The 12037-nt window shown below is 74.8% G+C and carries 15 protein-coding genes; 2 read left to right on the top strand and 13 right to left on the bottom strand.

Annotated elements, in window-relative coordinates; translation table 11 throughout:
- Positions 1-72: 72 nt before the first annotated feature.
- Positions 73-564, top strand: a complete 492-nt coding sequence (locus tag ABZ318_RS00645) for a carboxymuconolactone decarboxylase family protein (RefSeq protein ID WP_356900295.1) — start codon at positions 73-75, stop codon at positions 562-564.
- 79 nt (positions 565-643) lie between these two features.
- On the opposite strand, the gene ABZ318_RS00650 is transcribed toward ABZ318_RS00645, so the two are convergent.
- The 7 genes from ABZ318_RS00650 to ABZ318_RS00680 form a co-directional block, all read right to left on the bottom strand.
- Positions 644-946 carry a hypothetical protein gene (locus ABZ318_RS00650; protein WP_356900296.1) on the bottom strand — a complete coding sequence of 101 codons (303 nt, stop codon included), beginning with the start codon at positions 944-946 and terminating at the stop codon, positions 644-646.
- Between the two features lie 92 nt (positions 947-1038).
- On the bottom strand, positions 1039-1833 hold the full coding sequence (locus tag ABZ318_RS00655) for a polysaccharide deacetylase family protein (protein WP_356900297.1): 795 nt from the start codon (positions 1831-1833) through the stop codon (positions 1039-1041).
- Positions 1834-1968: 135 nt separating this feature from the next.
- Entirely contained in the window at positions 1969-2730 is a 762-nt protein-coding gene (locus tag ABZ318_RS00660) for a metallophosphoesterase (protein ID WP_356900298.1), read from the bottom strand.
- On the bottom strand, positions 2727-2978 hold the full coding sequence (locus ABZ318_RS00665) for a hypothetical protein (protein WP_356900299.1): 252 nt from the start codon (positions 2976-2978) through the stop codon (positions 2727-2729). The genes ABZ318_RS00660 and ABZ318_RS00665 overlap by 4 nt, the downstream gene beginning before the upstream one ends.
- Positions 2975-3538, bottom strand: a complete 564-nt coding sequence (locus ABZ318_RS00670; protein WP_356900300.1) for a DUF6328 family protein — start codon at positions 3536-3538, stop codon at positions 2975-2977. Before ABZ318_RS00670 ends, ABZ318_RS00665 begins: the two co-directional genes overlap by 4 nt.
- 78 nt (positions 3539-3616) lie before the next feature.
- Positions 3617-4861 carry a cytochrome P450 gene (locus ABZ318_RS00675; protein WP_356900301.1) on the bottom strand — a complete coding sequence of 415 codons (1245 nt, stop codon included), beginning with the start codon at positions 4859-4861 and terminating at the stop codon, positions 3617-3619.
- A 224-nt stretch (positions 4862-5085) separates the two neighbouring features.
- The gene (locus ABZ318_RS00680) at positions 5086-6483 is read right to left on the bottom strand and encodes an FAD-dependent oxidoreductase (protein ID WP_356900302.1); all 1398 of its coding nucleotides are present in this window, start codon (positions 6481-6483) and stop codon (positions 5086-5088) included.
- Positions 6484-6601: 118 nt separating this feature from the next.
- Between ABZ318_RS00680 and ABZ318_RS00685 the strand changes: the two genes are divergently transcribed.
- A complete protein-coding gene (locus tag ABZ318_RS00685) occupies positions 6602-7612 on the top strand; it encodes a DNA topoisomerase IB (protein WP_356900303.1) in 1011 nt (336 codons plus the stop codon).
- 310 nt (positions 7613-7922) lie between these two features.
- Here ABZ318_RS00685 and ABZ318_RS00690 read toward each other — a convergent pair whose 3' ends face one another.
- The 6 genes from ABZ318_RS00690 to ABZ318_RS00715 form a co-directional block, all read right to left on the bottom strand.
- A complete protein-coding gene (locus ABZ318_RS00690; protein WP_356900304.1) occupies positions 7923-9101 on the bottom strand; it encodes a hypothetical protein in 1179 nt (392 codons plus the stop codon).
- A 179-nt stretch (positions 9102-9280) separates the two neighbouring features.
- Positions 9281-9496 carry a hypothetical protein gene (locus ABZ318_RS00695; RefSeq protein ID WP_356900305.1) on the bottom strand — a complete coding sequence of 72 codons (216 nt, stop codon included), beginning with the start codon at positions 9494-9496 and terminating at the stop codon, positions 9281-9283.
- The gene (locus ABZ318_RS00700; protein ID WP_356900306.1) at positions 9489-9845 is read right to left on the bottom strand and encodes a hypothetical protein; all 357 of its coding nucleotides are present in this window, start codon (positions 9843-9845) and stop codon (positions 9489-9491) included. The genes ABZ318_RS00695 and ABZ318_RS00700 overlap by 8 nt, the downstream gene beginning before the upstream one ends.
- Before the next feature lie 111 nt (positions 9846-9956).
- Positions 9957-10193, bottom strand: a complete 237-nt coding sequence (locus ABZ318_RS00705; RefSeq protein ID WP_356900307.1) for a DUF6480 family protein — start codon at positions 10191-10193, stop codon at positions 9957-9959.
- A gap of 13 nt (positions 10194-10206) precedes the next feature.
- Positions 10207-10905: an HAD family hydrolase gene (locus ABZ318_RS00710; RefSeq protein ID WP_356900308.1), complete on the bottom strand. Its 699-nt coding sequence runs from the start codon at positions 10903-10905 to the stop codon at positions 10207-10209.
- A 9-nt stretch (positions 10906-10914) separates the two neighbouring features.
- Positions 10915-11880 (bottom strand): LLM class F420-dependent oxidoreductase, encoded by a 966-nt coding sequence (locus ABZ318_RS00715; protein ID WP_356900309.1) that lies wholly within the window; start codon positions 11878-11880, stop codon positions 10915-10917.
- Positions 11881-12037: the final 157 nt, after the last annotated feature.

The raw sequence follows: 12037 nt of genomic DNA on the forward strand, positions 1-12037 counted from the left end.
CGATGATAGCCCCTGCGACGGTGACACGCACCGTTCGCGGACGAGGCCGGCACGGCCCGGAAGGAGCGCACGGTGAGCGACACGGCAGGAGCCCCGGCGGACCAGCGGATCTACGTCGACAAGCAGAGTCCCAAGGCCTACCACGCGCTGGTCCAGACGGCGGACGCCGTGCGCGCGACGGCCGCCGAGGCGGGGCTCGACCGCGTCCTGGTGGAGCTGGTCAACCTCCGCGTGTCCCAGCTCAACGGCTGCGCGTACTGCCTCGACGTGCACACCAGGGCCGCCCTGCGCGCGGGCGAGACGACCCGCCGTCTGGGCGTGCTCGCCGCCTGGCGCGACACCGAGCTCTTCACGGACCGGGAGCGCGCCGCCCTGGCCCTCGCGGAGGCCACCACCTTCCCCTCCGACTCCCTCGCCCAGGAGCGCGCCTACGACAGCGCCCACCGGTCGCTGAGCGACGAGGAGATCTCGGCGGTGATCTGGGTCGCGATCACGATCAACGCCTTCAACCGGGTCTCGATCCTGAGCAAGCACCCCGTACGGGAGAACCCCGCCGCGCTCTGATCCGGGGGCGGGGACGGCGAAGGTCCGGTGCCGTCGGGGCACCGGACCTTCGGAGGGTTCGTTCGGTCGTGTCGGTCGGTCAGGCGGAGACGGGAAGCAGCCCGGTCACCGGCGCCGCCTGGTCGGTGAGCTGGTGCAGCTGCCCCAGCTCGTTCAGCCGGTCGAGGCCCTTCAGCTGGCCGGCGACACCCGGGAACCGCCCGCGGGACTCCTCGGGGATGCCGGTCATGGTGAGCGCGTCGAGCTCGCTGATCGGGTTGATCTTGGGCCCCAGCGGTCCGGTGGCTTCGGCGGCGGTCGCTGCGGACGCCGCGGAGGCGCCGAGGCACGAGAAGGCGGCGGCGACGGCGAGGATCGAGGAGATGCGTCGTGTTGAGGTCACACCCTCACAACGGGCCGGCCCGCCACGGGTCACGGCCCGCCCCCGCTCTCGCCGTTCTCACCGTCCGAACGGGGGTCCCTCCGCGCCGTGGCTCAAGGGGTCGTGCGGACGGGGAAGCTGAAGGTGTGTCCGCTCTCCTTGAGCCACGGCAGCACCTGCCGCAGGGCCGCGACGGTCTGGGCGCGGTCGCCGCCGCCGTCGTGGAAGAGGATCGTCGGCCCGTTCGACAGCTCGTTCTTGACGGTGTTGACGATCGAGGCCGTACCCGGCTGCTCGAAGTCCTTCGTGTCCACGTTCCAGCCGAGCGGCCGCATCCCCGCGGCGGCGGCGAGCCGCCGGCTGTCCGGCGTGAACGCCCCGCCCGGAGCCCGGTAGTACTCGACCGTCGCTCCCCCGGCGGCGTCCTCGATCATCTTCTTCGCCTCGAAGATCTGCTGCTTCTGGTACGCGACGGACTTCTTGTCCATCGTCGTGTCGTGGGACACGGTGTGGTCGCAGAGCTTGTGGCCCTCCGCCACGACCCTCTTGACGAGGTCGGGGTGGTCCTTGGCCATCGGGCCGACCATGCAGAACACGGCCTTGACGCCGTTCTCCTTGAGGATGTCCAGCATCTGCGGCGTCCAGCGCGGGTCGGGTCCGTCGTCGATGGTGATGTTCACCGCCGAACCCCCCGCCTCGGCCGCGTGCGCGATGCTCTCGGGCACCTTCTGCGGCCGCACCTGTGCCGGCTGCCCGGGCTTACCGGCGGGCCCCTGCGAGGCCGGCGCGCCCCCCATCTTCGCGGCGGCCTCGTTGTCCATCAGCGCCGCCGCGCCCCATACCGCCAGGCTCAGTCCTACCGCCGAAGCCACCACGGCTATGTGCGCGGTGTACTTGCCCTGCCCCATGGAAATCCCCCACTCCCCGTGTTCCGATCATCTCCCTGGTGAGAGGACGGTACGAGGAGCCACAAGGTTTCACCGAATCCCGACCAACTGGCGGGACGCGCGGACGGCCGGACCGCGCGGGGCGCTGACCGCCGCTCAGCTCGCGGCGAGCGGAAGGTGGTAGAGCGCGAACGCCCGGCCGATGACGGGCTGGGCCACGTTGCGCACGCGTACCCCGCCGGCCGTCATGCCGTGTTCGGTGCCGAGATGGGCGTGGCCGTGCACGGCGAGGTCGGCACCGGCCTCGTCGATGGCCTCGGCGAGGAGGTAACTGCCGAGGAAGGGATAGATCTCGACCGGTTCGCCGGCGAGCGTGTCGGGGACGGGCGCGAAGTGGGTGAGGGCGATCCTGGCCGCGCAGCCGTCGGCCGACATGTCGGCCAGCGCCCGGTACAGGCCCTCGGCGCTGCGACGGGCGCTGCGGACGAAGTCCTTCATCTCCCGCTCCCCGAACTCCCCGGCGCTGCGGCCCGCGAAGCCCCCGCAGAAGCCCTTCGCCCCGGCGACGCCGACCTTGCGGCCCGCCACGGGCAGGACCACCCGGTCCCCCTCCAGGACCGCGACCCCGGCCTCGGTGAGGACCCGGGTGACCTCGGCCTCCCGCTCCGAGTGGTAGTCGTGGTTGCCGAGCACGGCGACGACGGGGACGCCGAGGTCGCGCACCTCCTCCGCGACCACCTCCGCCTCCGGGACGGTGCCGTGCCGGGTGAGGTCGCCGGCGAGGAGGAGCACGTCCGCGCAGTCCGGCAGGGTCTCGAAGGAGGGGCGCAGCAGGCCCCGGCAGTCCGGGCTCAGGTGGATGTCGCCCACGGCGGCCACCCGGACGACGGCTCCGTTCCGCTCGGCGCCGGGGGTCACGACAGTTCCTCGGGACGGTCGGGAGGGTCGGTGCGGGCGACCAGGAGGTCCGCGTGGACGGGGATGCCGGCCAGCTCGGTGCCGGCGAGGCGGAGGATCTCGTCGCGGCGGTCGGCCGTGGGGAGGGTGCCCGTCAGGAGGATGGCCGCGCCGCGCACCTCGACGCGGACGCCGAGTTCGGCCACGTCCTCGCGCGCGAGGCGCTCCCTGAACCGGGCGATCCGGTACTCGCTCTCGCCGCTGTTCATCGTCGTCCTCCGTGCTGGTTCCGCGACAGCGCCTTGCGTCGCAGCCGGTAGGGGGTGACGTACCAGCAGAGCGCGAACCACAGCATCACGGCGCCGACGACGATCCCGGCGGCCAGCGCGCCGCCGAGGACCACGTTCAGGATGAGCATGAGGGTGCAGGCGACGGTCAGGGCGAGGAGGACCATGCCGCAGACCATGAGCCGCCCGGCGGCGGTCACGACCTCCTCCTTCAGCCGCAGCCCGGAGAGACAGCGGTGGAGGGAGACCGGGGCGATCAGGGCGGCGGTCGAGGAGGCGGCGAGGACGATGGTGGCGACGTACAGTCCGCGGTCGAAGCCGTCCAGTTCGCGGAAGCGGGCCGTGAAGGCGATGCTGAGCAGGAAGCCGAACAGGACCTGCACGCCGGTCTGGGCGACCCGCGTCTCCTGGAGGACCTCCTGCCACCGTCTGTTGACCCGGTCCCGGGCGTCTTCCGGCTGACGTGACACCTGGGGCCGGTGCGCCGTCTCCTCCTCCACGATGCGCCACTCGGCCTCCGTCAGGCGTCTCGTCACGGTCATGACGTCCTCCTCGGCTCGGCACGTCCGCCCCGTTCTGCGAGGTGCGGTGCCCGGAGCACGGCCGCGCAAACCTTCCGGTCAGACCGGCCGGAGAGCGATCCGGAAGCCGCTGCGCGGTGCGGTGGGGACCCGCCGCAGGGGGATCCGCAGGTCCTGCGGGGGCACCGTCCACTCCTGCCGGGCCAGGGCGCCCGACAGGGCCGCGAGGACGGCGACGGTGACGTCCTCGCCGGGGCAGCGGTGGCCGGTACGGGCGTCACCGCCGCCCTGCGGGATCAGACCGTCCGGGTCCGGGGGCCGGGAGAGGAAGCGCTCGGGGTCGAACCGGTACGGGTCCGGCCAGAGGGCCGGGTCGTGGTTCTGGCCGTACACGTCGAGCAGGACCAGCGCGCCCTCCGGGATCCGCTCCCCGCGCCACTCCAGGTCACGGGCGCCGAGGCCGCCGACGAACGGCACGAAGGGGTAGAAGCGGCGGACCTCGTGGGCGAAGGCCGTCGCGTAGGCGCCGGAGCCGTCCTCGCGCAGACGCTCCCGGGTCCCGGGCCACCGGTGCAGCGCGTGTCCGGCGAACGCCACGAACCAGGCGATGGCGATCGCCGGGCGGGCGATGTTCAGGAGCTCCACGGCGGCGGTGTGGAGGTCGAGCGGAGCTCCGTCGGGCCCGCGGTGCCGGACGAACGCCCCGAACGGCGTCTCCTCGGCGGGCAGCGCCGTCGCCCGCGCCTTCCCGACCGCGTCCGCGAGGACCTCCTCCTGGCGGGAGCGTGCGCGGCGGGCCCGCAGGTGGCGCGGGCCGGGGGTGGCGAAGCCGTCGACCATGGCGACGCAGTCCCGTGCCAGGCCGCGGATCCGGGTGTCGTCGTACGGCAGCCCGGCCCAGTCGCGGACGGCCCGCGCGAGCACGAGCGCCGCCTCGTCGAAGAGCACGACCTCGCGCGGGGCGGGGGCGGCGAACGCCGTCCGCCAGGCGGCCCCGGCGTGCTCGGCGAGGGAGGCGACGGCCGCCGGATCGGTCAGCCGGGCGACGAAGAGCGCCTTGCGGGCGCGGTGGTCGGCGCCGTCCAGGGTGTGGACGGCGCCCCGGCCGAAGAGCGTGTCGAGCACCGGTCCCGGCAGGGCTCCGGTGCGGCGCACATGGCTCTCGTCGTAGAAGAAGCGCACCGCCTCGGGCCCGTGCAGGGCGACGGCGGTCCGGCCGAGCAGCCGGGTCCGGACGGCCTCGCCGTTCCCCGCCCGGCGGCGCGCGTCGGGCAGCCAGGCGTACCCCTGGAGCAGCAGAGCGGCTGTGCGGTCCTCCGTCAGGTCCTCGATCAGTCGGATCATGACCCGTCCGGTACCCCCGTCGGAGCGGGGGCACGCGCGCGTACGGCCGAGTGGCGGCACGCGCGCGTGCGGTCGGCGGGAGGCCGCGCGCCCGTCCCGGCGGGTGGAGCCACACGGGCGTCCCGGCGGGCAGGCCCCCGCACCCGCGTGCGTACGCGGACCTCGGGGGCGGTGAACTCCTCGTTCCGGGCGGCCCTCGCGTCCGCGTGCGTACGCGAGGAGGTTCAGCCCCCCAGGGAGCGGGTGGCCGGGCCTTGGAGGAGCGTGCCGTCGGAGGCGAAGCGCGAGCCGTGGCAGGGGCACTCCCAGGTCTGCTCGGCCTCGTCGAAGCCGAGTTCGCAGCCCATGTGGGTGCAGCGCCGGCCGGTCCGCAGGCCGTTCGCGAAGCGGCGGGCCACGGTGGCCTGCCGGCGGACGACCCCGGGCAGTTCGCGGGCGGGCAGCCGGCGGCGCGGGTCGAAGAGCTCCGTCCAGGGCGGGCGCGGGCCGCCCGTCAGATGCGCGCCGAGGAGACGGCCCGCGGCGACGCCGTTGCTGAGGCCCCAGCCGCCGAATCCGGTGGCGACGTACACGTGCTGGGTGTCGGGGTGTTCATGGCCGACGCACGGCAGTCCGTCGGTGGTGTGGACGTCCTGGGCCGCCCACCGGTGGACCGTCGGCGCCTCGGCGAAGCCCGGCAGCCGGGCGCGCGCCCAGGCCTCCAGGCGCTCGTACCGGCCGCTCACACCCCCGGCCCCGGGGGCGAACGGTTCGCCCGCGACGATCAGCAGCCGCCGCCCCTCGCCGAGCGGGGCGGTCCGCACCGACCGGGTGCCGTGCTCGTGGGTCAGGTACATGCCGTACGGCGCGTGGCGCTCCGCCACGGGGGCCGCGACGACCAGCTCGCGGCGGACGGAGAGCCGGATGAGGAGGGTGGTGTGGCAGCGCAGCGGGAAGTGGGTGGCGAGGACGACGTCCCGGGCGTGGACCGTGCCGCCGCCCTCCAGGGCGAGGCGGCAGTCGGCGCCCTCCCGCAGGCCGGTGACCCGGGTGCCCTCGTGGAGACGGCCGCCGAGCGCGACCAGGTCGTCCGCCAGGGCCAGCAGGAAGCGGCGGGGGTGGAACTGCACCTGGTCCTCGACCCGGACGGCCGCCGCGACCGGGTACGGCAGCTCCGTGCCGGTCACCGCCGTGGCCCGCAGGCCCGCCGCGGCGGCGGCCGCCGCCTCCGCCCGGATCGTCCCGGCGCGTGTCTCGTCGAGGGTGTACGTGTACGCCGGCCGGTGCTCGACCTCCGCGTCGACGCCCCGCTCCCCGCAGAAGCGCAGCACCTCTCGCAGGGCGTCCTCCTGGGCCTCGGCGTACGCCGCGGCCGCCGCCTCTCCCCGGCCCGCGCGCAGGCGCTCGTAGCACAGCCCGTGCAGGGAGGTCAGCTTGCCGGTGGTGTGTCCGGTGACCCCGGCCGCGATCCGGCCCGCTTCGAGGACGACGACCTCGCGCCCGGCGCGGGCCAGCTCGCGGGCGGTGCACAGTCCGGCGACCCCGGCTCCCACCACGACCGCGTCGGCGGCGAGGTCGCCCTCCAGGGGCGGTCGGACGGCGGCGGGCGGCGCCGACTCCATCCAGTACGAACTCGCGGACATGATGGCTCCTCTCGGCCGCCGGCCCGTGGGGCGACTACCCGGGGGCGGCGTCCCCAGTCGGGCGGGCGCCCGACTGCCGGGAGAGGCAGGACGCCCCCTACGACGGCACAGTGGAGGGATGCGGCTCAGGACGAGCGATCCGGACCGGCCGGGCTGGCGGCGGGTCCGCCACGGCCGGGGTTTCCGCTACCTGGACGCCGACGGCGCGCTCCTGAGCCCGGAGGACCGGGCCAGGGTCGTCGCGCTCGTCATCCCCCCGGCGTGGCGGGACGTCTGGATCTGCCCCTGGCCGAACGGGCACATCCAGGCCATCGGCACGGACGCCGCGGGCCGCCGGCAGTACCTGTACCACCAGGATTTCCGGCGCCGGCAGGAGGAGGCGAAGCACGCGCACGTGCGGCAGGTCGCCCGCAGCCTCCCCCGGCTGCGCCGGGCCGTCGCACGCGATCTGGAGCGGCGCGGCCTGTGCCGGGAGCGGGTGCTGGCCTGCGCGGTGCGCCTCCTCGACCTCGGCTTCTTCCGGATCGGGGGCGAGCGGTACCGGCGGGACAACTCCTCGTACGGACTCACGACCCTGCTCCGCGAGCACGCGCGCTGCGCGGGCGGGGAGGTCTGCCTCGGCTATCCGGCGAAGTCGGGCCGTCGGCAGACCCGGGCCCTGGTGGACGAGCCCGCGTACGAGGTCGTCCGCGCGCTGCTGCGGCGGCGGGGCGGGGGCGAGCGGCTGTTCGTGTACTGGGAGGGGCGGGCGTGGCACGAGGTCCACGCGGAGGACCTCAACGCGTATCTGCGGAAGCACTCCGGGAGCGACATCACCGCCAAGGACTTCCGGACCTGGCACGCGACGGTCCTCGCCGCCGTCGCGCTCGCCGTCTCGGCGCCGGTGGCGGACGGCTCGCGCGTGGCGCGGGCGAAGGCGGAGCGGCGGGCGGTCCAGGAGGTCAGCGGCTACCTCGGCAACACGCCTGCGGTCTGCCGCGCCTCGTACATCGACCCGCTCGTCGTCGAACGCTTCGAGGAGGGCGTCACCATCGCCCCGGTGCTGGGACGGCTGGGCGAGGACGGCGGCTTCGGACACCCGGCCACACGGGGCGCGGTGGAACGGGCGGTCCTGCACCTGGTCGACTGAGACGCTCCGCCGGCCGGGGCGTACGGGGGGTGCTCCACTGGCCGGGGCGTAGGGGGGTGGCGTTCCCCGGGCCGCGCGGGGGCAGAGCTCGCCGGACCGCGCGAGGGCGGTGCTCGCCGGACCGTGCGGGGGCGGTGCCCACCGGGGCGTGCGGAGGCAACCCCCACCAAGCCGCGCGAGAGCAAAGCTCGCCGGACCGTGCGGAGGCGGCACTCGCCAGGCCGCGCGAGAGCGGCGCTTGCCAAGGAGTGCGGAGGCGGCGTCGCCCCTTCTGTCGTCGGGGGCGGCGCCGTCTGCTCCGCCGGGTGGGTCAGGTGTTCCAGCGCAGGACCGCGCCGAGGCCGCCGGCCGGGCCTGCCGTCTCCTCGGGGACCACGAGGACCTCGGAGTCCCCGGCCACGCAGGCGCGCAGCAACGCGTCGTCGGCGCGCGCCTCCTTCGGCCGGCCGAACCCCCAGTTCTTGGCCTCGGTACGGCCCAGGGCGATGTCGTACGCGCCGGGGCCGACCCAGACCGCGCGGCCCGCGTCGGCGGCGTCGAGCCCGAGCAGCAGGGTGGCGACCCGGTGCTCGCGCACGGCCTCCAGTACCGCCGGAACGCCTTCGGCGGCCGGGCCGGGGCCGGCGTCCACGGTTCCCTCACGGTGCTCGCCGGGCCGTCCCCGTCCTCTGCGGAAGTCGTCGAGGGCGCTGCGGACGCGTTCCCGCGCGTACCGTGCGCGGGCGTCCTCGATCTCGCGGTCGAGGGCCTCGGTGGACACGCCGGACGCCCGGCTGCCGTGCTCGACCTCGACGGTGTAGCTCCGCAACCGCTGCGGAAGCCGGTCCCGCACGGCCTTCCGCTCGCGGGCGTCCCCCGCGAGGACCAGGAGGGTCCCGCCGTCCTGCGGGCAGCGCCGGACGAGCTCGGCGGCGATGATGTCGGCCGTCTCCTCCCAGGCGTTCTCGACCTTGTTGTTGTAGTGCCATTCGTACCGGTCGGCGGGGAGGCCGCGGTGGCCGCGGCCCTGCCACGTCTTCCCCTCGGTGCGACCCATGTCCTCCATGCCGAAAGGGCCGCGCAGTTCCAGGTCGGCGCCGGTGCGGTCGATGAGGGCCACCTGACAGGCCGGTTCGTCGCCCCGCAGGTACAGGAGCGGCGCCATGTGCGGGAGGTTCGACCAGGTCGCCTCGACGCCGGGCGGCGGCGTCGTCAGGGGGAGGTCGAGCACGATCTCCCCGGCCGTGGCGAAGAGGGCCCGCCCGGGAGGCGATCCGGAGGTCGGCTCGGTGCGGAGGCGTTCGGCGACCGCACGGACGGTGGCCGGATCCGCACCCTCGTCGACGAGCTGCCGGGCGACGGCGCGGTCACGCAGTTTCTGGATCTGCGCCGCGTCCTCCGTGTCCCGGCTCGTCTCGACGAAGACGGAGGCCCAGGGGCCGGGGCGTTCCAGGAGTGGTTTGAGGAAGTCGAGGTCCATGGTGTCCCCAAGGGGGTGGGAAGCGGTCACGGGAGGGGCGGTCAGCTGTCGCTGCCGCGTTCCCTGTCCTGTTCGGTGGGCTCGTCGACAGGCGGCTCGGGGTCGCGCCACTCCTCCACGCGGGTGGGGCGTACGGGCTCCTCTGCGGCTGCTGCCCACCGCCCCGGCGGGCAAACGGCGCGGTACGGACCGGCGGGCGGCCCGGGTGATCACGCTCCTTCGTCGTCCGGAAGGCGCTCGCCCTCCGCCTGGGAGGGGGTGGTCTGCCCCCGCACGTCGTCCGTGTCCTGCCGTCCCCGCTCGTGGCGGGAACGGCCGCCGTCGGGCCGCTCGGAGGGCGGGTGCACCGGGTCGTCGGCGGGGTGCTCCCTCAGCTCCTTCTCGGTCAGGCGCGCGTCCGCGGGCTCGTTCGTACGCTCATTCATCGACTTCCTCCTCGGTCCCCTCCGCCCCGGTCTCCACGTGGACGGCGGCCTCCTCCGCGGGTACGGCGCCGTCGGCGGCGGGTGGCCGTGCCTCGGGCACCTCCTGGGCCAGCCGTTCGTCGAGCGGCTCGCCCTCCTGCTGCTCCCGCTGGGTGGTGCCGTGCCGGTCGATGCCCCTGGGGTGCTCCGGAGGGGAGTAGCCGGGGGCGGCCGGGTCGTCGAGCGGGTCCGTGACGAGCGCGTTCTCGGGGTCGAGTTCGCCGCTCGGGCGGTTGCCCGCGTCGGAGTGGGTGGGCTGGTACACGTCGTCGCCGCGGGCCGCCTGCGGGTCGGGCTCGTTGCGGGCCATGGAGGATTCCTTTCGGGTGGGTCGTGCTCGGGCGGGTCGTGTCAGGCGAGTGGTGCCGAGGGGCGTGCCGGGCGGGTCGTGCCCGGTCGGTCCGGCGCGGGCTCAGCGGGCTCAGCGGGCCGCGAGGACGATCGCGTACACGAGGAAGAACAGGGCGCACGCGATGACCAGCAGCCACACGATGAGGAGCGGGCCCGTCGCCCAGCCGCGCCGGGGCGGCCGGTAGGGACCGGTGCCCGTCCCCGTCCCGGACTCGGCCGGCGGCGTCTCGCCCGCGGGGACTCCCCCTCCGGGCTCGACGCCCGGGGTGCGGCGGGGGTCCGGGTCCGGGTTGCTCGGTCCGGTCATGGTGTTCATCTCCCTACGGCTCGCCGGTGCCCGAGGGGGCGCCGTCGGCCGGGACGGTCTTGAAGGGGCTGGTGTCGAGGTGGGCGAGGAGGTCGGCCGGGCCGGCGTACACGGCGGCGGCGCCCGCCTCGGTGAGGTCGGCGCGGGGGATGCCGCCGCACAGCAGGCCGGCGCTCACCACTCCGGCGCGGCGGGCGGCCTTCATGTCCCAGACGCTGTCGCCGACGAAGACGGCCCGGTCGGCGGGGACGCCGACGAGCGAGAGGGCGTGTTCGATCGGGTCGGGGGCGGGTTTGCCCTCCTCGACGTCGTCGGAGGTGGCGGTGTCCGTGAGGGCCTCGTCGGCGTCGACGGCGCGGCGCAGGGCGCTCAGCTCCCGGTCCTTGGCCGAGGTCACGAGGACGACCTTCCATCCGTCGCCCGCGAGGGCGCGGAGCAGGTCGCCGGCCTTGTCGAAGGCCTGGAGCCGCTCGAAGAAGGTGGCGTAGAGGGTGTCGTGGGCGGTGCTGAGCCGGTCGTCGTCCGACGGGTCGCGGGAACTGCCGAGCAGGTGCTCGATGAGCTGCTCGCCGGGCAGTCCGATCGCCCGGTGCACGGCGTGCGTCGGCACCTGGTGGCCGCCCTGCCGGAACGCTTCCCACCAGGCCACCACGTGCAGGTGGTTGGTGTCCACGAGGGTTCCGTCGACGTCGAAGAGCGCGGCGCGGTCCATGGGGGCTCCCTACAGGTCGCGGAGGGCGGGCAGCAGTGTCGACTCCGCCCAGCGGAGGAAGGGCAGCTGGTGGTCGCCACCGATCTGGACGAGGGCGAGGTCGGTGAACCCCGCCTCGGCGTAGGCGCGGGCCGCCTCCACGACGGCGTCCACGTCGTCCCCGCAGGGGATGCTCTTCGCCACGTCCTCCGGGCGGGTGTGCTGGGAGGCCTGTGCGAAGCCCGCCGGCAGGGGGAGTTCGGCGTTGAGGCGCCAGCCTCCCAGCATCCAGCGGAACTGCTCGTGGGCGCGGGCGATGGCCGCGTCGCGGTCGGGGTCGTAGCAGATGGGCAGCTGTCCGAGGCGGGGCTTTCCGGCACCGCCCTCGGCGTCGAAGGCGTCGAGGAGTTCGCGCTTCGGCTCCGTGGCGACCACCAGGTCGGCGTGGCGTCCGGCGAGCGCGCAGGACCGCGGCCCGGAGACGGCGATGCCGAGGGGCGGGGGCGTGGGCGGGACGTCCCAGAGCTTGGCGTCGTCGACCTGGAAGTGGCGGCCGTGACGGGTCACGTACTCCCCGCCGAACAGGGCGCGGATGATCTCCACCGCCTCGTCCAGCATCTCGAGGCGCACGCGCGCCGACGGCCAGCCCCTGCCGACGATGTGCTCGTTGAGGTTCTCGCCCGAGCCGAGGCCCAGCCGGAAGCGGCCCTCGGACAGGAGTTGCAGGGTGGCGGCCTTCTGCGCGATCACCGCGGGGTGGTAGCGGAAGGTCGGGCAGGTCACCAGGGTCATGAGCGGGATGTCGGAGGTCGCCTGCGCCGCCGCGCCCAGCACGCTCCACGCGTACGGGGCGTGTCCCTGCTCGGGCAGCCAGGGGAAGGAGTGGTCCGAGATCACGGAGAACTCGAATCCGGCCCGTTCCGCCTCGACCACGTGCCCGACCAGCTCACGGGGGCCTGCCTGCTCGGTCATCATCGTGTACCCGATACGCATCATGTCCGGCGACTTGCCGCGACCACGGGGTCCGAAACGGGAAAGGGCCGGCTCGGAGAGCCGGCCCTTTCCACCGCGGGGCGGGAGGGGGTCGTCAGCGCATGCCCGGCTCGTCGTCCGGCGGCAGCGACCAGGACTCCGTCTCCCGGGCCGGGCTCGT

The sequence above is a fragment of the Streptomyces sp. NPDC006197 genome (assembly GCF_040613865.1).
Taxonomy (GTDB): Bacteria; Actinomycetota; Actinomycetes; order Streptomycetales; family Streptomycetaceae; genus Streptomyces.